This window comes from Halogranum gelatinilyticum (genome assembly GCF_900103715.1).
In the GTDB taxonomy this organism is placed as follows: domain Archaea; phylum Halobacteriota; class Halobacteria; order Halobacteriales; family Haloferacaceae; genus Halogranum; species Halogranum gelatinilyticum.
Map to the genome: position 1 here is coordinate 198,728 of NZ_FNHL01000002.1, position 18,389 is coordinate 217,116.

At 67.5% G+C, this 18,389-nt stretch carries 21 protein-coding genes and 1 pseudogene; 16 read left to right on the forward strand and 6 right to left on the reverse strand.

Going from position 1 to position 18,389, the window contains the following annotated elements:
• Positions 1-38: 38 nt before the first annotated feature.
• Positions 39-533, reverse strand: coding sequence for a DUF456 domain-containing protein (locus BLR57_RS07480; RefSeq protein WP_089696074.1), 495 nt, complete (start codon positions 531-533; stop codon positions 39-41).
• A gap of 113 nt (positions 534-646) precedes the next feature.
• Here BLR57_RS07480 and BLR57_RS07485 point away from each other — a divergent pair, with 113 nt between their 5' ends.
• The 7 genes and pseudogenes from BLR57_RS07485 to BLR57_RS07515 all read left to right on the forward strand — a co-directional run bounded on the left by BLR57_RS07485 (position 647) and on the right by BLR57_RS07515 (position 7,409).
• Entirely contained in the window at positions 647-976 is a 330-nt protein-coding gene (locus BLR57_RS07485; RefSeq protein WP_089696077.1) for a 4Fe-4S dicluster domain-containing protein, read from the forward strand.
• A 115-nt stretch (positions 977-1,091) separates the two neighbouring features.
• A pseudogene (locus BLR57_RS07490) lies at positions 1,092-1,967 on the forward strand (electron transfer flavoprotein subunit beta/FixA family protein); the annotation flags it as partial.
• Positions 1,968-2,227: 260 nt separating this feature from the next.
• A complete protein-coding gene (locus BLR57_RS07495) occupies positions 2,228-3,940 on the forward strand; it encodes an electron transfer flavoprotein subunit alpha/FixB family protein (RefSeq protein WP_089696080.1) in 1,713 nt (570 codons plus the stop codon).
• The gene (locus BLR57_RS07500) at positions 3,933-5,624 is read left to right on the forward strand and encodes an FAD-dependent oxidoreductase (protein WP_089696083.1); all 1,692 of its coding nucleotides are present in this window, start codon (positions 3,933-3,935) and stop codon (positions 5,622-5,624) included. Before BLR57_RS07495 ends, BLR57_RS07500 begins: the two co-directional genes overlap by 8 nt.
• A gap of 3 nt (positions 5,625-5,627) precedes the next feature.
• Complete coding sequence (locus tag BLR57_RS07505; RefSeq protein ID WP_244509955.1) at positions 5,628-6,083, forward strand: DUF8055 family protein; 456 nt, start codon at positions 5,628-5,630, stop codon at positions 6,081-6,083.
• Between the two features lie 161 nt (positions 6,084-6,244).
• Positions 6,245-6,979, forward strand: a complete 735-nt coding sequence (locus BLR57_RS07510; RefSeq protein ID WP_089696087.1) for a GNAT family N-acetyltransferase — start codon at positions 6,245-6,247, stop codon at positions 6,977-6,979.
• A 103-nt stretch (positions 6,980-7,082) separates the two neighbouring features.
• Positions 7,083-7,409, forward strand: a complete 327-nt coding sequence (locus BLR57_RS07515; RefSeq protein WP_089696090.1) for a hypothetical protein — start codon at positions 7,083-7,085, stop codon at positions 7,407-7,409.
• Between the two features lie 9 nt (positions 7,410-7,418).
• On the opposite strand, the gene BLR57_RS19315 is transcribed toward BLR57_RS07515, so the two are convergent.
• The 3 genes from BLR57_RS19315 to BLR57_RS07525 all read right to left on the reverse strand — a co-directional run bounded on the left by BLR57_RS19315 (position 7,419) and on the right by BLR57_RS07525 (position 10,218).
• Positions 7,419-7,583, reverse strand: a complete 165-nt coding sequence (locus tag BLR57_RS19315; RefSeq protein WP_170830586.1) for a DUF8014 family protein — start codon at positions 7,581-7,583, stop codon at positions 7,419-7,421.
• Between the two features lie 22 nt (positions 7,584-7,605).
• On the reverse strand, positions 7,606-9,861 hold the full coding sequence (gene tmcA / locus BLR57_RS07520; RefSeq protein ID WP_089696093.1) for a tRNA(Met) cytidine acetyltransferase TmcA: 2,256 nt from the start codon (positions 9,859-9,861) through the stop codon (positions 7,606-7,608).
• A 75-nt stretch (positions 9,862-9,936) separates the two neighbouring features.
• The gene (locus tag BLR57_RS07525; protein WP_089696097.1) at positions 9,937-10,218 is read right to left on the reverse strand and encodes a hypothetical protein; all 282 of its coding nucleotides are present in this window, start codon (positions 10,216-10,218) and stop codon (positions 9,937-9,939) included.
• Between the two features lie 79 nt (positions 10,219-10,297).
• Here BLR57_RS07525 and BLR57_RS07530 point away from each other — a divergent pair, with 79 nt between their 5' ends.
• Both BLR57_RS07530 and BLR57_RS07535 read left to right on the forward strand, forming a co-directional pair.
• Positions 10,298-11,383: a zinc-binding metallopeptidase family protein gene (locus tag BLR57_RS07530; RefSeq protein ID WP_089696100.1), complete on the forward strand. Its 1,086-nt coding sequence runs from the start codon at positions 10,298-10,300 to the stop codon at positions 11,381-11,383.
• Between the two features lie 147 nt (positions 11,384-11,530).
• Entirely contained in the window at positions 11,531-12,007 is a 477-nt protein-coding gene (locus BLR57_RS07535; protein ID WP_089696103.1) for a 50S ribosomal protein L11, read from the forward strand.
• An 81-nt stretch (positions 12,008-12,088) separates the two neighbouring features.
• On the opposite strand, the gene BLR57_RS07540 is transcribed toward BLR57_RS07535, so the two are convergent.
• On the reverse strand, positions 12,089-13,357 hold the full coding sequence (locus BLR57_RS07540; RefSeq protein WP_089696106.1) for an outer membrane protein assembly factor BamB family protein: 1,269 nt from the start codon (positions 13,355-13,357) through the stop codon (positions 12,089-12,091).
• A gap of 87 nt (positions 13,358-13,444) precedes the next feature.
• Between BLR57_RS07540 and BLR57_RS07545 the strand changes: the two genes are divergently transcribed.
• The 7 genes from BLR57_RS07545 (at position 13,445) to BLR57_RS07575 (ending at position 18,001) form a co-directional block, all read left to right on the forward strand.
• Positions 13,445-13,789 carry a DUF5518 domain-containing protein gene (locus tag BLR57_RS07545; protein ID WP_089696109.1) on the forward strand — a complete coding sequence of 115 codons (345 nt, stop codon included), beginning with the start codon at positions 13,445-13,447 and terminating at the stop codon, positions 13,787-13,789.
• A gap of 199 nt (positions 13,790-13,988) precedes the next feature.
• Positions 13,989-14,630, forward strand: a complete 642-nt coding sequence (locus BLR57_RS07550) for a 50S ribosomal protein L1 (protein ID WP_089696112.1) — start codon at positions 13,989-13,991, stop codon at positions 14,628-14,630.
• Complete coding sequence (locus BLR57_RS07555) at positions 14,627-15,667, forward strand: 50S ribosomal protein L10 (RefSeq protein WP_089696115.1); 1,041 nt, start codon at positions 14,627-14,629, stop codon at positions 15,665-15,667. Before BLR57_RS07550 ends, BLR57_RS07555 begins: the two co-directional genes overlap by 4 nt.
• Positions 15,668-15,688: 21 nt before the next feature.
• On the forward strand, positions 15,689-16,018 hold the full coding sequence (gene rpl12p / locus BLR57_RS07560; RefSeq protein ID WP_089696120.1) for a 50S ribosomal protein P1: 330 nt from the start codon (positions 15,689-15,691) through the stop codon (positions 16,016-16,018).
• 241 nt (positions 16,019-16,259) lie between these two features.
• Entirely contained in the window at positions 16,260-17,501 is a 1,242-nt protein-coding gene (locus BLR57_RS07565; RefSeq protein WP_089696125.1) for a tripartite tricarboxylate transporter permease, read from the forward strand.
• Positions 17,502-17,555: 54 nt separating this feature from the next.
• Positions 17,556-17,732: an HVO_2753 family zinc finger protein gene (locus tag BLR57_RS07570; RefSeq protein WP_009367546.1), complete on the forward strand. Its 177-nt coding sequence runs from the start codon at positions 17,556-17,558 to the stop codon at positions 17,730-17,732.
• A 2-nt stretch (positions 17,733-17,734) separates the two neighbouring features.
• Positions 17,735-18,001 carry an elongation factor 1-beta gene (locus BLR57_RS07575; RefSeq protein WP_089696128.1) on the forward strand — a complete coding sequence of 89 codons (267 nt, stop codon included), beginning with the start codon at positions 17,735-17,737 and terminating at the stop codon, positions 17,999-18,001.
• 177 nt (positions 18,002-18,178) lie between these two features.
• Here the strand turns inward: BLR57_RS07575 and BLR57_RS19320 are convergent, their stop codons facing one another.
• Positions 18,179-18,352, reverse strand: coding sequence for a hypothetical protein (locus BLR57_RS19320; protein ID WP_170830587.1), 174 nt, complete (start codon positions 18,350-18,352; stop codon positions 18,179-18,181).
• Positions 18,353-18,389: the final 37 nt, after the last annotated feature.

An 18,389-nucleotide genomic window follows, 5' to 3' on the forward strand; every position in this document is an offset into this window, starting at 1 on the left:
TCTCTGTCCGTCTCTTTCTCCTCTCTCCGGTCGACGGATTACAGAAACACGACGACGAGCATCACGGCGAGCACCGACGCCGTCAGGACGAGCTGCACCGCCGACGAGGCCAGCACGCCGACCGTCGCGTACGCGGCGGTCCGCAGGCTCTCGTCGACGTCGTCGTTACGGTAGTATTCGACGGCGAACACCGTCCCCGCGATACCCAGGAGGATGCCGAACGGCCCGGCGACGAAGAAGAGCGCGAAGCCGACGAGCGCGGCGACGCCGGTCGTCGTCAGCGACGCGCCGCCCGCGCGGGCCGCGATGGGTCCCGAGAAGTAGTCGACGACGAGTGCGACGAGTCCGAGCACCGTCACGCCTGCGAGGACGAGGAGACTCGGGACGGCGTAGCCCGTCGTCCACCAGTAGAGATAGACCCCGGCGAGCGACGCGAGCGCGCCCGGTACGAGCGGGAGGACGCTGCCGACGACGCCGACGACGAGGAGGGCGAGCGCGACGAGTGCCAGCGGCTCCAGCGCGAGGAGTTCCATAGGGGCGAGATGGCGGGCGTGGACAAATAGTCGGCGTCGTGACGCGGCCGTCTCGGCGGGACGTCGGGCGGTACGTCTGTAAGAACTAAGTGTATCGTCAGTGTTGTTCAGCTATGGCAATCGACCCGAACTTCGAGAAGAACCGCGAGAAAGTCGGCGAGGAGAACGGCGTCGCCGTCTGGGGACCGGTCGAGCCGCCGGAGTCACTCGGCATCCACGGGACGCACGTCGCCGTCGACTACGACATCTGTCTCGCCGACGGGGCCTGCCTCGAAGACTGTCCGGTCGACGTCTTCACGTGGGTCGACACGCCCGACCACCCCGAGAGCGAGATCAAGGCCGAACCGACCAACGAGGACCAGTGTATCGACTGTATGCTCTGTGTCGACGTCTGTCCGGTCGACGCCATCGACGTCGACCCCGGCCGCGCGGGCCGCATCTAAAGCCGCTCTCGACCTTCTCGTCTTCTCCGCACGGTGAGCTGTCGCTGTGGTGGCCGATACTGTGCGAACTATTATTATAAATTCGGACTATCACTAGCCACGAGGGATGTAACCAATGCACACAGTCGTTCTGACGAAGGGAGTTCCCGACTTCCGCGAGGGGAAGGTATCGTTCGACGAAGACGGCCATCTGGAGCGCGGAAAGACGCCGACGGTGATGAACCCGAACGACGCGTTCGCGCTGGACGCGGCGTTACAGACACGGGTCCGACACGGCGGTCGCGTGACCGTGATGAGTATGGGGCCGCCGGGCTATCAGGAGGTGTTGGAGGAGGCGATGTCGTCGTCCTACGCCGACGACCTCTATCTCGTCTCCGACCGTGAGATGGCGGCCGCCGACACTTGGGCGACGGCCATCACGCTCAGCGCGGCCATCGAGCGGCTCGGGACGCCGGACCTGATTTTCGCGGGCTTCAAGACCGCAGACGGAGAGACGGGCCACACCGGCCCGCAGACCTGCTGGTGTCTCGACCTGCCCATCCTCACCCACGTCGTCTCGCTCGACGTCGACGAGGAGGCGGGCACAGTTCGCGCCGAGCGGCTCGTCGAGGGCGACATCACCGAGCGCGAGACGGTCGAGGCGTCGCTGCCCGCGTTCGTCATCGCCGATCCGGAGTTCACGCCGACCTACCGCTCCGCGTCGCACCGACTCACGCTCAAGGAACTCCGCGCCGTCGCGGCGGAGCGCGCCGCGAACTTCGAGGACCATCTCACCGTGTGGGACCACTCGGACCTGAACCTCGACCCCGACTACATCGGCCTGGACGGCTCGCCGACCATCGTCTCGTCGGTCGACCCGATTCCGAAGGCCCCCGCCGAGCGCGAGGCCACGATGGTCTCGCCGACGGACCAGACGGCCATGGCCGAGGTCTTCGAGACGATGCAGCCCTTTGCGGCGGGCGGTGCTGGCACTGCCGACGCTGCTGCCGACGGCGGCGTCGAGACAGACGGTGGTGTCGAAACGGATGAAGGACTCGACACGGGAGACGGTCCCGAAACCGACGGCGGTGTCGACGTCGACGTCGCCCGCACGGACCTTCCGGCGGTGTTCCGCGCCGAGCCGACGGAACTCGTCGCCGTCGCCGAAGAGCCGACCGAACTCGCCGTCGTCGACGACGTGGCCGACGTTCCTGCCGTGGTCTTCTCACCGACTCCCGCGGACGACGCTGAGGCCGACGGAGGCGAGCGGCGATGACGCTCGACCCGAACGACTACGAGATGGCCGAACTCGGCCCCGCAATCAAGGACGTCGATGATCTCGACGAACTCCACTCGATTCTGGACGCCGAGAAGGAGGGACAGAACCGCGCTGGCGCGATCGCGCTCATCGAGAGCCGCATCGAGAAGTTCGAGGGCGACGGCGAGGAGGAAGTGGCGGACGCCGGTGAACTGGACCTCGAGGAGATGTCGACCGCCGACGTCGGCAACGCCGTGCAGTCCATCGACGAGGTGGCCGACCTCCGAGACCTGCTCGACCGCGAGAAGGAAGGGCAAGACCGCAAGGGCGTCAAGCGACTCATCGAGAGCCGCATCGACTCCATCGAAGGCAGCGAGGAGCGCGACGATGTCGACGTCGAAGCCGTCGAGGAGCTGCCGCCGGAGGAGAAGCATCCGGACCTCTCGCATCCGACCGCCGACAAGCGGCACGTCCGCGCGCTCCACGGCGGCGTCTACCGCGACCTCTGGGTCTACTGTGAGACGCAAGCGGGCGAGCTGGTCGACGTCTCGAAGGAGATGCTCGGGAAGTCCCGCGAGCTGATGGACGACTACAACGACCGCTACGACACCGACGAGCGGGTCGTCGCGGTGCTCATCGGCGACGACGTCTCGAAGCACACCGACGACGTGATCGCCTACGGCGCGGACGTCGTCGTCGTCCACGAGGACGAACGATTGAGTCGGTTCCAACACAAACCCTTCTGCGAGCTCTTCTGCGACATGGCACGCGGCGGCGCGAGCCACGACGGCGGCGAGGTTTCTGGAGGAAGAGACGCGGACTGGCGCGACTACGACAAGCCGCGCTACGTGCTGTTCCCGGCGACGAACAACGGCCGAGACCTCTCGGCGCAGGTGCAGGCCGAGCTCGACTCGGGGCTGGCGAGCGACTGTTCGGACCTCTACATCGAGGACACGGTCATCTCAAACCCCGTCAAGACCGGCGTCGCGGGCGAGAAGAAGACCTTCGAGCGCGTCCTGCACATGAAGCGGCCGGACTTCTCGGGCTTCGAATATTCGACCATCCTCTGTCTCGACAACCCGCGACGCGAGTTCCATCCGCAGGGAGGTTCGGTCATTCCGGGGAGCTTCGAGATTCCCGACCCGGACCACGAACGCGAGGGCGAGGTCGTTCGCCACGAGGCCGACCTCGACGACGACTGGTTCAGCGTCTCCGTAACCGGCTACGAGAAACTGGACGAGGGCGTCGACCTGACCGGCCGCGACGTCATCGTCGCCGTCGGCCGGGGCATCGGCGACGACCCGACGCGGGGTATCGAACTCGCGGTCGACCTCGCCAACGCCTTCGAGGACGCCGACGTCGGCGTCTCGCGGGGCATCGTCACCGGCTCCTACCAGTTCGACGGCCACGTCGAGCGGTACACCCACGAGGACCGCCAGATCGGCGAGACGGGACAGGTCGTCGCGCCGAAGCTCTACATCGCCGCCGGCATCTCCGGGGCGGTCCAGCACAAGGTCGGCATGGACGAATCCGACGTCATCGTCGCCGTCAACACCGACCCCGAGGCGCGTATCCGCGACTTCTCGGACTACTTCGTCGAGGGCGACCTCTTCGAGGTGCTGCCCCGACTGACAGAGGCGCTGAAGAACGGCGAGTTCGAAGCCGCGCTCGCCGAAACGCCGCCGGGTGGGCCCGCCGTGACCGACGGAGGTGACGGCGATGAGTGAGTCCGAGCGGCCACCCGAGAGCGAGGCGCGCGAACACTACGAGGCCGTCGTCGTCGGCGCGGGACCGGGCGGGGCGGCCGCCGCGGCGACGTTCGCGAACTACGGCATCGAGACGCTCGTCCTCGAACTCGGCGTCGAAGCCGGGGCGAAGAACGTCTCCGGCGGGCTCATCTACGCCGAAGAGTCCGCGCCGTACACCATCGACGACCTCTTTCCGGGGTTCCGCGAGGCGGCCGCCGAACGGCCCATCACGGAGTACTACATCCACAACGTCGCGGGCGACCGGGTCAAGACGTTCGACCTGACGGACCTCCACGAACACGATACCGAGTGGTCCGACGCCGTCCTCCGGCGGACGATGGACTCGTGGCTGGCCGAGCAGGTCCACGAGAAGACGAAGGAGACCGGCGGCGGCCTCCTGACGGGCGTCCGCGTCAACGGCCTCCTGCGGGAGAACGGCCGCATCGTCGGCGTCACCTGCGACGAACTCGACCCCATCACGGCCGACATCGTCGTCGCCGCCGACGGCGTCACCTCCGAGCTGGCGCGCGAAGCCGGCCTGATGGACTGGGAACGCCCTGAGGAGTGGTTCCAGGGCGTCAAGGCCGTGGTGGATATGCCGCACGACCGTATCGCCGAACGGTTCGGCGTCGACGACGACGAGGGCGTGGCCCATCTGTTCTCGGGCGACCTGTTCCAGGACGTCCGCGGCGGGGGGTTCCTCTACACGAACCGCGCGTCGCTCTCCATCGGGACGGTGTTCCATCTGGACAGCCTCGTCGCCGAGCAGGCCGAACCGCACCAGTTGCTCGACGGCCTGCTCACGCATCCGCTGCTCGCCGAGTGGCTCGGCGACGACTACACCGAGTTGGAGTACTCGGCGAAGCTCGTGCCCGACTCGAAGAAGGTCGCCCTGCGCGAGCCGTACAAAGACAACCTCGTCGTCGTCGGCGACGCCGCCGGCCAGATGCAGGCGCAGGGCCCCATCATCAAGGGGATGAACCACGCCGTCACGGCGGGCGCGCTCGCCGCCGAGGCCTACGCCGAGGCGAAGTCGCGCAACAGCCCCGAGTCGGCGGGCGCGCTCTACGCGCAGAAACTCCGCGACGAGGGCGTGATGGACAAGCTCCGGCCGCGGGGATACGACGTCGTGAGCGCGCTCGGCGAGCGCGAGCCCGTCGCGAGCCTCACCGACGCCGTTCTCACCTCGCCGGTCGGTCGACTCGGCGTCCGCGCGCTCGGCGGCCAGCTCGAACGGCTCTACAACACCTCGGCGTTGTCGATGCTGATTCCGGACACGAAGACGCCGTACGTCACCCTGCCGCGAATCATCGCGGAGGAACTCGGCGAACCCGTCGTCGACGAGAGCCGCGTCCAGCCGCCGAGTCTGGAGGAGCGCATCGGCGCGCTGACCTACGACACCGACGTCGGCAACGCCCACATCGTCCTGCAGGACAACTCCTTCGAGGCGAGCGGCGCGGCCGTCTCGGCCTGCCCGGTCAGCGCGGTCGACTTCGGCGGCGGCTGTTACCGCGAGGAGACGGTCAAGACCAACGGCAGCGAGGAGCGCGTCGTGAGTCTCGATACCCAGCCCTGCGTCGAGTGTGGGACCTGTGCTGTCGTCGCCGACACCGACTGGAACCATCCGAGCGGTGGCAAGGGAATCGAGTTCAGACAGGGGTGAACGATGGGCGACACAGACGACGCGGCGGCTGAGCTGGGGACGACGGGGGGAGACGCGCCGACCGACGGGTCGGCCGACGTGGCCCACTCGGGCTACGTCCACCGCATCCGCGACCTCGCCGACGAGGCGCGAGCCGCGCGCGAGTCGTTCGCGCCGCCCGAGGCGACGAGCGAACCGCCCGACGAGCGAGCACTCCGGTGTGCCAGAGACGGGGTTGGTCCGGTCGTCGGTCTCTACGTCGAGGCCCACACCGCCCAGTGGGACGTGGCCTTCTCGGCCGAAGAGCTACGCTTGCTCCACCGCGCGCTCAACGACTGGCTGACGTGCTACGCGCAGTGCTACGGCGTCGACCTCGACGCGTCGTTCTCGATTCGCGAGGCCGCCGAGATGCTGCTCAAGACGCACAACGTCCGCGACACGGCCCAACTCCTGACCTGCGTCCCGTCGCGACGCGAGTGACCGACCCGACAGTCACGGCAGCGGGGTAAGTGCCGACGGTCGCGGTAGCGGGAAGATGTTGCCAGCCGCGGTAGCGAGGGGGGTGTCGACGGCGACGCGGACTCTCTCGTGTATAATTATCACGAACAACAATTATGTACTGTGGCGTGGTAACAGTCTGCATGGAGATCACGGAGAGGTTGAACTTCGACCACAAGGACCGCAAGGACGTCTACGACTACATCGAGAGCAACGGAACCGTCCGCGAGGACGAGGTTCGTCGGGCACTCAGGATGGACCCCGGCGCGCTCGGCGCGCATCTGACCATCCTCCGACGTGACGGCTACATCCGAAAGGTCGGCGACAAGGTACAGGTCGCCTACGAGGAGGAGGAAGCCCAGACTCACAAGTCCGACGGCGTCGAGTTCACCATCCGGTCGGCCCAGGAGGTCGACCTCGACCGGCTCGTCGACACAATCCACGAGGTCGCCGAAGAGGGCACCTACATCGAGGCCGAGACGGTCGCCGACGTCATCGACCACGAGGAGGTCATCCTCCGACACAACGAGACCGGCTCGCGGATGTTCTTCGTCGCCAGCGTCGACGACGACGTCGTCGGCTGGGTCCACCTCGACCTGCCCGAGGCCGAGAAACTGAGCCACACCGCCGTCCTCACGGTCGGCCTGCGCTCGGAGTTCCGCGGCCACGGCATCGGCACGAAGCTCCTCGAACGCGGCACCGAGTGGGCGCGCGGGCACAGCTTCGAGAAGCTCTACAACAGCGTCCCGGCGACGAACGACCAAGCCATCGCGTTCCTCGAAGGCCACGGCTGGAAGACCGAGGCCGTCCGCGAGGACCACTACAAGATGAACGGCGACTACGTCGACGAAGTGATGATGGCCGCCGACCTCCGGTAATCACCTCGAAACCGTTCCCAGTTCTCCGTTTTTTCACGGTCGCCAGCGACGACGTCGTGTCACCCGCCGATACGTTCTTGCCGGACGGTAGTGAAATCGAAGTATGCTCTCGCCCTCCATCCGAGCCGCCGCGAAACGCGTCGTCGCCGGTGCGTTTCTGCTGTATTCGCTGGCCGCGCTCGGTCTCTACTGGAACTACATCGTCACCTCGCGGACGCTCTCCGCACTCCTCGTGGACCCGTTCGGCTCGACGTTCACGCTCGCCGTCACGGCGATGTCTCTCGGTGTCGCTGTCGGGAGCCTCGGTGTCGCGACGGAGACGCTCGACCGCCACCGCGCCGGCTATCTCCGCGCGATGCGTGTCTGCGGCGCGGTCGGACTCGTCGGCGTTGGCGGGCTTCTCGTGGCCACCGTCGTCAGCGGACTCTGAGCGTTCCGCTCACCGCCAGTCAACCTCTGCGCCCTCCAGCACCTCGGCGACGACGCCGTCCTGCTGGACCAACGCGCGCCCGTGGGCCGTACAGACCTCTCGGTCCTCTGCCCACGGGATGTAGAGCCGCACGGCCGCCTCGCGGTCACAGCCCGACTCGCTACACTCTGCCATGCCTCACTATCGCACGCGACGGCTATTCGGTGTACCGCCCGCGCTCGGCGTGGGCGACGTCGCTCCCGTAGGCGTCGACGAGCGGCTTGTACGCGTTGCCGAGCGAGCGCATACACTGGCCGGTCGAGTGGTAGTCGAGTGCGTCGGCCACGTCGTCCCACGGCGTACATTGGAGCACTTTCCGCACGAGCAGGCGTTCTTCGCGCGGCGACAACTCGGGCCCGTCGGGGTCCGAGAGGGTCCGAACCGCGAGGTCGCGGAAGGCTCGCGGAGCCGTCCCGTAGAGTCCCGGCCCGTAGGACGCGCCCGCGACGACCTGCCAGTCGCGGTCCGTGAGGTCCAGCGGGGCGTCGCCGTGCGTCGCCCGAATCGCGGCGCGGGCGACGTCGGGGTCGAGGTCCCGCAAGGTGTCGCTCAGGACGCCCTCGATACGCCGGAGGAACCAGTCGGTGTGGCGGCTCTGTAGTTCCCTCCCGGCCTCGCTCGTCGGGTCGAGCATCAACGCGGAATATTCGCCGCTCGTGGCGTTGCGGGTCGTCGAGAGATGGACTGTCCGGTAGCCGTTACGTTCCCAGAAGCGCAGCAGTTCCGGGGTCGCGCCGTAGCCGACTCCCAGCCAGTCGACGTCGGCGGCGAACTCCTCGCGGACTCGCTGGAGGAGGTGCGACCCGAGTCCCTGCGAGCGGACGGCGTGGTGTGTGGCGATACGCATGACGCGGTAGCCGACCGGAACCGCGGCGTCCTCGTCGCGGAGCTGGCTGGTCAGCACGTCGGGGAGCATGTTGCCCCGCACCCGGCCGCCGTCGTACATCTCGCTTCGCAACTCGGCGTCAAGACCGCCCTCGCGGGCGAGCAGCGCGACGGAGACGACGTGGCCGTCGTGCAGCAGTGCTCTGAGCGTGAGGTTGGGCGCGTCGAGCAGACGCGCGAGGTCGGTCGGTTCGGTCCGGTAGTGCGCGAGCACGAGCAGTCCGAACGCCTCGCGCAGCAGATGTTCGTCGGCAGCGAGGTCGTCGGGAGTGAGGTCGCGGTACTCCACGCTCTCGACGTCGGCGTCGACGACGAGCGGGTCGACCGCGGGCTGGGCGTCGAGCAGGAGCGCGCGGAAGGCCCAAGACTCCACGGGGTCGCCGCGGGCGTAGCGGATCGGCTCGGCGAGGTGGACGTCGCGGACGGCGAGGTCGCTCTCGGCCAAGCGGTCCCGAAAGCGGACGGAGAAGCCGCGACCTGCGCCCTCGTAGCCGTGGATGGTGGTGAAGAAGCCCGCGGTGGGCGCGTCGAGGAACCGTTCGAGCAGGCGAACCGGGAGCGCGGCGGCCTCGTCGACGAGCAGCACGTCCGGGCCGTCGGGGAGCGTCGCCGCGGTCGGCGGGTCGGCGAAGCGGACGTGGCCGCCTTCGATGGTCCGGAGGTGGGGTCCGGATTCGTCGTCTCCGTCGTCTCGCTCGCCCGCCAACGCGCCGATTCCCGACAGGAGCTCTCGCGCACGGGCGAAGACTTCCGCGGCATTTCGGCTCCCAGGCGCAGTGACGAGCACGTCCCGCCCCTCAGCGGCGAGGCTCCCCGCGGCCAACCCGGCCGCGCTGGACTTCCCTCGACCGCGGTCGGCCTCGACGACGACAGCGTGACCCGACCCGCGGAGGCGTTCGAGCGACCGGACCGCCCGTGCTTGGTCGCCCGTGAGACACGACTCGTAGGCGAGCGCGGGAAAGACCGCGTCGCCGGGAGCGGCGGGCGTGGTTCGGGGTGTCGCCGCCGGGGCGTCCGTCAGACCGTCGCGTTCGACTTCGTCCCGATCGACGTCGACGACGGCGACGCCGGGATGCTGGCGGAGCGTCTCGACCAGCCGCCGTCGGAACCGGCCGGTCACGTCGTCGACGGTAAAGGGCGGGACGGCGAGATACTCGTCGAAGCCGCCGCGGGCGTCGGGCCAGTCGTCCAGTGGGGGCGTGAGGAGGACGAGCAGGCCGCCGCCGTCGACGGCACCCACCAGTCGGCCGACGGCGTTGGGAGAGAACTCGCCGTGGGCGTCGAGGACGACGCAGTCGCGGGTGGTGCCGAGCAGGTCGCCGGCGTGTTTGGGGTGGACTCGCTCGAAGCGAAAGCCCTCGCGTTCGGTGACGACGGTGACGCCGTCGTCGGCGAACCCGGCGGTCTCGACGACGTCGTAGGCCGCGTCGAACCCGGCGTCGCGGTCGCCCGCGAGGACGAGCAGCCGACGCTCGTCGGCGCGTTCGGTCTCGGCGCGGAGTCGCCCGGCGAGGGAACTGGGGTTCATACCCCCGGCTTGTCGGCCGGGGGGTTTGGCGGTTTCTCTCTGGACGTGGGTGAGAGCGTCAAAAACGGTCGCGGTTCAGTTCTCGTCGACGAGCTCGTCGAGGTCTTCTAACTCGTCGAGGTCCGCGCCACCGGCGAGTTTCTTCGCGGCGACCGCGAGACCGACGAGGAGGACGAGCACGAGCACGACCGGGAGGAGCTTCTTACCGCCCGAGCAGCCGCTCTCGTCGGCCTCAGCGTCGTCGAATTCGAGTTCTTCGTCGGTCGCTTCGTCGCCGGTCGAGATCGATTTGGGACCGAACTGGACGTCGCCGTCGCCGAGATGCAGTTCGAGGAAGGTGAACTTCTTGTCTGCCATACTGGTCAATACGCCGACGGGCGGCTTAGGGCTTGTCCCACATCGTCGCCTTCTTGCGCTCGCTCCGTCGAGCCTCTCTATGGACGATACACGACGCGAGTTCCTCGAATCGCTCCTGACGACGCCCAGCCCCTCCGGCTTCGAGACGGCCGGTCAGCGCGTCTGGGTCGACTACGTCACCGAGTTCGCCGACGAGGTCACGACCGACGCCTACGGTAACGCGGTCGCGGTCCACGAGGGCTCCGGCGACGGCCCGGAGATCGCCTTCACCGGCCACGCCGACGAGATCGGCTACATCGTGCGCGACGTCACCGAGGACGGCTTCGTCCGTATCGGTCCCATCGGCGGCGCGGACCGCACGGTCTCGAAGGGCCAGCACGTGACGGTCCACACCGACGCGCACGATGCGAGTGCCGACGACGCGGCCGTCGCTGGCGTCGTCGGCCAGACAGCCATCCACCTCCGCGACGTGGGCAACGAGGAGTACGACGACCTCGAGGAGCAGTTCGTCGACATCGGTGCGGAGACTGCCGAGGAAGCGGGCGAGTTGGTCGAAGTCGGCGACCCCGTCACCGTCAACACGCAGGTGCAGGACCTCGCAGGCGACCGGCTCGCAGCCCGCGGGATGGACAACCGTATCGGGACGTGGGCGGCCGCCGAAGGGCTGCGCCGGGCGGTCGAAGCCGACGTGGACGCGACGGTCTACGCCGTCTCGACGGTCCAAGAGGAGAACGGCGTGCAGGGCGCGAAGATGGTCGGATTCGACCTGAACCCTGACGCAGCCGTCGCTATCGACGTCACGCACGCGACGGACAACCCGGACGTCGACAAGAAGCGGCAGGGACCGGTCGAGTTGGGCAAGGGGCCGGTCGTCGGCCGCGGCAGCGCGAACCATCCGAAGCTCGTCGACCTCGCGCGGTCGGCCGCGGCGGGGGCGGAGATGGACGTCCAGCTGCAGGCGGCGGGCGTCCGGACGGGCACCGACGCCGACGCCTTCTTCACGAGCCGCAGCGGGATTCCCGCGCTGAACATCGGCCTGCCCAACCGCTACATGCACACGCCGGTCGAGGTCATCGACACCGCGGACCTCGTCGGCGTCGCCGACCTGCTCGGGGCGATGGCGCGCGAGGCTGGCGCGGTCGACTCGTTCGCGGTCGATATCTGAGTGGCCGGAGCGTCCAGAGCCTCCGGAGCAGCCGAAGCCTCCGGAAACCCGGGAGTGCCGCTCGCTGGCGCGTGAGCCTGTAACTGGCTCACATGGCTACTGGACCGAAAGAAAACCGTTAAAAGTCGTCGCAGGGACTATTCGGACATGGCTGGAACTATCGAAGCACTCGTTCCTGGCGGGAAGGCCAATCCTGGCCCGCCCCTCGGTCCGGAACTCGGACCGACGCCCGTGAACGTGCAGGACGTCGTCAGCGAGATCAACGAGCAGACCGCCGCGTTCGACGGTATGGAAGTCCCAATCACCGTCGAGTACGAGGACGACGGCTCGTTCACCATCGAAGTCGGTGTCCCGCCGACGGCCGCGCTCATCAAGGACGAGGTCGGATTCGAGAGTGGCAGCGGCGAGCCGCAGAAGAACTTCGTCGCTGACATGAGCATCGAACAGGTGAAGAAGGTCGCCGAGCAGAAGATCTCGGACCTCCTCGCCTACGACGTGAAGAACGCCGCGAAGGAAGTCGCCGGGACGTGTGCCTCCCTCGGTGTCACCATCGAAGGCAACGACGCCCGCGAGTTCAAGAAGCGCGTCGACGAGGGCGAGTACGACGACGTTCTCCTCGCATAAGCGACCAGGCGACCTCTCTTCGTCTTACGTTTCCGACCGGCGAGCGACGGCTCCGTCCGCCGCTCGCTGACGACTGACCGTTCACTCTCCGGTGCCAACCAACCGAACCGCCTTCCCCGGCGTCTCGTCGGTCGCCCGACTCGTGAAGACGACGCCGTCGTCGACGAGCGGGTCGCAGCTGACCCACCCCGCGACGTCGACGGACCACACCGCCGCACCGTCGGCTTTGTCCAGTGCGTAGAGGTTGGTGTCGTACGACCCGACGAGGACGTGGTCGCGCGTCACGGTCGGACAGCCGACGATGTAGCCGCCGGTCCGAAAGTGCCACTCCTCCTCGCCGCTCGCGGCATCGAATGCCCGGAGGAAGCCGTCGTGGCCGCCGATGTAGACGGTTTCCGAATCGGTGTCGACCGACGCTCCGCCCATGACGAGGTCGTCGGTCGCGACCGCCCAGTCCTCTTTTCCTGTTTCGAGGTCGACGCGGTAGACCGACTCGTCCCACGACCCGAAGAAGGCCGCGCCGTCGTACGTCGCGATGGGGCCCTTGATGGGGCGGCCGGTGTCGAACGTCCACAGCGGCTCGCGGTCGGGGTAGGACCAGCCGTAGAGCGTCCCGTCGTTGGAGCCGACCGTCAGTTTTCCGAGTTCGCGGTCGATGGCGATGGTCGAGTGGGGGTGGTCCGTGGGCCGGCCGTCGGTCCAGACCACCTCGCCCGTGAGCGCGTCGCACGCGGCGAGCGAGCCGTCGGGCGCGCTGTGCTCGACGGCGATGTAGACCAGCCCGTCGTGGTAGCCGGGGCTGGAGCCGATAGCGTCGCCGAGCTGGGTGCGCCAGAGCTGTTCGCCGGACTCCACGTCGAAGGCGTAGAGCGCGCCGTCGTACGCGCCGACGTAGACCAGTCCGTTGGCGATAGTGGGCGTACCGTGGATGCCACGTCGGCTGGGGCTGGTCTCGGCGAGCCAGTCGACGGAGCCGTCGAGCGCGACGGAGCGGACCGCGCCGTCGTCGCCGGGGATGACGTAGTTACCCGCTGGGTCGCGGACGGCACTGGCCTTCGCGGCGGTGTGCTCGCCCGTGTTGACCGCGTCGAGTTCCCACGCGACCTCCACTGTGCTCGGAACCGTTGTCTCGGGCTGGTAGCCCTGCCGTCGGAGGTCGCCACGGAAGGTGGTGAACGCCTCGGCGTCGGCGGGGGCGCGGTCGGCCGCGCCGGGACCGGTGGTGGTGCCGTCGAGCGCGAAGCGGCCGAGCGGGGAGTCGGCGAGTCGGCCGACACAGCCGGCGAGACCGGAGAGAGTAGCAACGCCGGCGACGGAGCCGGTTCGGAGGAACGACCGTCTGGTGGGCATTTTCCGAACGTGGACACCCCGACAGCATAGGGTTTGTGTCGATGGGGAGCCACCCGACTTTTCACGGTCGGCCGTGAATCCCGGCCCATGTCCGAACGCAGTTCCCTGCTCAACGCCGCCATCGGCGGCGTCGTCACCATCGTCACCGCCTTCCTCCCGTTTTCGCCCATCATCGGGGGCGCGACGGCTGGCTATCTCGAACGTACCGACGGCGTCCGCGTCGGCGCGCTGTCGGGTGCCATCGCGGCGGTCCCGCTCGTGCTCGTCGTCCTCGCTGCGGGCTTCCTGTTCGCGTTCGTTCCCGACCCGACGGCTGCGGGTGGGCTGTTCCTGTTCGTGCTCGTCGCCGTCGTGTTAGCGGTACTCTACACCGTCGGTCTCGGCGCGCTCGGGGGTCTCGTCGGCGTCTACCTCGCCGAGGAGTTCGCGTAGGACGGCTCGCCTCGGATATCCTCGCCGCACGGCTCGGAGAAACGAACGCTGAGACGGCCGAGAACACCGCGTCAACGCGCCACACCCCGACACTCGCTTCGACGCTTTTAAGTCCGGCATAACCGTCCCTCGAAGTGAGACAGGCCTCGCCTGTTTCACTGACCCGTAGGAGCAATCCTGCGTACTACGGAGGTGAATAATGGCAGACGATACACTAGTACAAGCAGTCTCTCGCGCACTCGACGAGGCCCCTGAGCGGAACTTCCGCGAAACGGTCGACCTCGCGATCAACCTGCGCGACCTCGACCTCAACGACCCGTCGAAGCGTATCGACGAGGGCGTGGTTCTCCCGGCCGGTACCGGCCAGGACACCCAGATTGTGGTGTTCGCCACAGGCGAAACCGCGCTCCGAGCAGAAGACGTCGCTGACAAAGTTCTCAGCCCCGACGAGCTGGAAGAACTCGGCGACGACTCCGATGCTGCAAAGGACCTCGCAGACGAAACCGACTTCTTCGTCGCAGAGGCCAGCATGATGCAGAACATCGGTCGCTACCTCGGTACGGTGCTGGGTCCGCGCGGCAAGATGCCGACGCCGCTCCAGCCCGAGGACGACGTGGTCGAGACCGTGAACCGCATGAAGAACACCGTCCAGCTTCGCTCTCGCGACCGCCGCACGTTCCACACGCGCGTCGGTGCGGACGACATGTCCGCCGACGAGATCTCGGACAACATCGACGTCATCATCCGGCGTCTCGAGGCGAACCTCGAGAAGGGTCCCCTCAACATCGACTCCATCTACGTGAAGACGACGATGGGTCCCGCCGTGGAGGTCAACGCATGAGCGAAAGCGAATCCGTCCGCCGTACCGAGACGATTCCGCAGTGGAAGCAGGACGAAGTCGACGCGCTCGTCGACTTCATCCAGGGCTACTCCTCTGTCGGTATCGTCGGCGTCGCCGGAATCCCGAGCAAGCAGCTCCAGAACATGCGCCGCGGCCTGCACGGTAAGGCCGAGGTCCGCATGAGCCGGAACACGCTCGTGACCCGCGCGCTGGACGAGGTCGACTCCGGCTACGAGGAACTCAACGAGTTCATCGCCGGCCAGGTCGCCCTCATCGGTACCAACGACAACCCGTTCGGGCTGTACAAGCAGCTCGAAGAGTCCAAGACCCCCGCCCCGATCAACGCGGGCGAGGTGGCCCCGAACGACATCGTCATCCCCGAGGGTGACACCGGTGTCGATCCGGGTCCGTTCGTGGGTGAGCTCCAGCAGATCGGAGCCAGCGCCCGCATCATGGACGGGTCCATCAAGGTCACCGAGGACTCGACGGTGCTCTCTGAGGGCGAGGTCGTCAGCGAAGACCTCGCGAACGTCCTCAGCGAACTCGGCATCGAGCCCAAAGAAGTCGGGCTCGACCTCAAGAGCGTGTACTCCGAAGGCGTCCTCTTCGCACCCGAAGAGCTCGCAATCGACGTCGACGAGTACCGCGCGGACATCCAGTCGGCGGTCTCGGCAGCGACCAATCTCTCGGTCAACGCCGTCTACCCGACGACCCAGACCGCGCCGACGCTCCTCGGCAAGGCAGCAGGCCAGGCGAAAGCACTCGGCCTCCACGCCGCCATCGAGAACGAGGAACTTATGCCGGAACTCGTCGCCCGTGCCGACGCGCAGCTTCGCGCGCTCGCCGCACAGATCGACGACGAAGAGGCACTCCCGGAGGAACTGCGCGGTGCCGCCGCAGCCGCACCCGCAGCGTCCGACGAGGAGGAGGAAGATGTACAGGCTGACGAAGAAGCAGAAGCCGACACCGAGGAAGCCGCCGACGACGACGAAGACGACGAAGACGACGGCGACGGTCTCGGCATGATGTTCGGCTAACTACAAGGAGAACTTAGGACAATGGAATACGTTTACGCAGCTCTCATCCTGAACGAGACGGGCGAAGAGATCAACGAAGACAACATCACGGCGGTCCTCGACGCAGCAGGCGTCGACGTCGAAGAATCCCGCGTCAAGGCGCTCGTCGCCGCGCTGGAGGACGTCGACATCGAGGAAGCCATCGAGACGGCCGCTGCCGCACCGGCAGCAGCCCCCGCTGGTGGCTCGTCTGACTCCGACTCCGAGGAACTCGACACCACGGACGAGGAAGAAGAGGCCGCTGAAGAAGAAGAAGACGACGACGACGAGGACGACGACTCCGGCGAGGGTCTCGGCGAGCTCTTCGGTTAAACCCGGACTGCACGCCCCTCACGTCTCGACTTCACGAAATCCCGATTTTTCTTTCGACGCTACACAGAGAGCGGTAGCTCTGTTGCCGTCACCATCGTCGCCGCCACCGTCATCGTCGCTGTCGCTCGTCGTCGCTGTCATCGGTCGTCACCGTCGTCCTTGTCTCCTGACGCCCGACAGCCGACTCACCCACCACTCCGAGCCGACGGTTTATCACCGATGACGGGACCACCTCGTCGCGATGGACTCTCTCGGCGTCGCCGTCGCCTTCGACCCCACGACGAGCGTCGCCGTCCTCGCGTTCACGGTCGGCGGCGTCGCGCTCGGCACCCTGAGCGGGCTCGTACCGGGACTCCACGCCAACAACTTCGCGCTCTTGCTCGCGTCCGTCGCCACCGCGGTCCCCGGCCCGCCACGACTCGTCGGCGCGGCCATGCTCGCTGCCGGCGTCGTCCACACCTTCCTCGACGTGGTGCCCGCGCTCGCCCTCGGGGTACCTGACGCGGCGATGGCGGCCACGGCCTTGCCGGGCCACCGTCTCGTCGTCGCTGGCCGCGGCCGTGAGGCACTCAGACTCTCCGCACTCGGCAGTGCCCTCGCCGTTCTGCTCGCGCTCCCACTCGCGGTTCCCGTGACCGAACTGATGACGGCGATCTATCCGACCGTCCGTGCGAATCTCCCACTCGTCTTGGCGGGTGTCGTCGCCTTCCTGCTCGTCACCGAACCGACCGCTCGGGCTGCACTCGGTGGCGCGGTCTGCTTCGTCGCCAGCGCGGCACTCGGTGCGTACACTCTCGACCTCTCGCCAGCCGCCCCGCTCGACGCCGGTGGGATGCTCGCGCCGCTGTTCGCCGGGCTGTTCGGCGCGCCCGTCCTCATCGACGCGCTGGACGGGGCGGGCGTTCCCCCGCAGGCCGACGCCACACTGACCATGGCCCCACGGACACTCGGGACGACTGCGTTCGCAGGGTCGGCGGCCGGTGCCGTGGTCGGCTACCTGCCCGGCATCTCCGCGGCCATCGCCTCGGTGCTCGCACTGCCGCTGACGCCGAACGACGACGGAGCACGCGGCTTTCTGGTGGCGACGAGCGGGGCGAACACAGCTAATTCGGTCTTCGCGCTCTTCGCACTCGTTGCCCTCGGGACGCCCCGGACGGGCGTGATGGTCGCGCTCGACGGAGCCGTCTCCTCGCCGTCGCTTGCGTCCTTCCTACCTGTGGTGGTCGTCGCTGCGGTGGCGGGCTTCGCGCTCGTGCTCGTCGTCGGCGACTGGTATCTGCGGGTCGTCGGCCGGACGGACTACCGGGTCCTCTCGCTCGCGGTCCTCGCGCTGCTCGTCGTCCTCTCGGGGTTGTTCGCCGGACTCACCGGCGTGCTGACCTTCGCCGTCGCGACGGCGGTCGGGCTCGTACCGCCGCGGCTCGGCACGCGCCGCGTGCATCTGATGGGCGTGTTAGTCGGACCCTTGGCACTCGGTCTCTGACCCCCGGCGCGAGGAAAGACAATCATTAAAAGTCGTCGCCCGGTTTGTCTGTGTATGAGCCAATCGCAGCAGCAGGAGCGTCAGTGTGTCTCCTGTGGCATCAACATCGCCGGGATGAGCGCTGCCCGTTTCAAGTGCCCGGACTGTGGGCAGGTCATCTTCCGATGCGCGAAGTGCCGTAAGCAGAGCAACCTCTACGAGTGCCCGGACTGCGGGTTCATGGGGCCCTAACGATGGGGAAGGTTGCTGCACGCATGAAGGTCATGCCGCAGAGCCCTGAAATCGACCTCGACGAGCTCCAGGAGCGTCTCGAGGAAGCCCTCCCGGAGGGTGCGACCATCAACCGCGTCGACCGCGAGGATGTCGCGTTCGGTCTCATCGCGCTCTTCCCGACCGTGCTCGTCCCGGACGGCTCCGGCGGCACGGAAGCAGTCGAGGAAGCGTTCGCTGACGTCGAGGGCGTCGAGTCCGTCGGTGTCGACCAGGTCGGTCGGATTTAAACAACGACCTTCGACCTTTTTTCAGCGCGGGGCCTCGCACGCCTCCGGCGTGCTCGACCCCGCTAAAAAAGCTCGGCCAAAAAACCCGCTCGCGAGGCTCACTTCGTTCGCCTCGCGTCCAGCGTTCTTGTACTCGACAGCGACGGCACCGCGTCGCCGAGAGATTTTCTCCGCTACCTACGGTCTCAGGCGGCCCATCCGACCCTGATGGTGCTTCTGCACGAGATGGAGCACGACACCGACGACGAGCAGCATCACGCCGAGCGGGAGCCACAGCATCTCGACGAGACTGATGACGATCGGAGCGACGAGCAGTATCGCGCCGATAGCCGCGATGTGGAGGGGCTTCATCGACTATTGAGTCAGTCGGTCAGGTGAATAAGCTTTC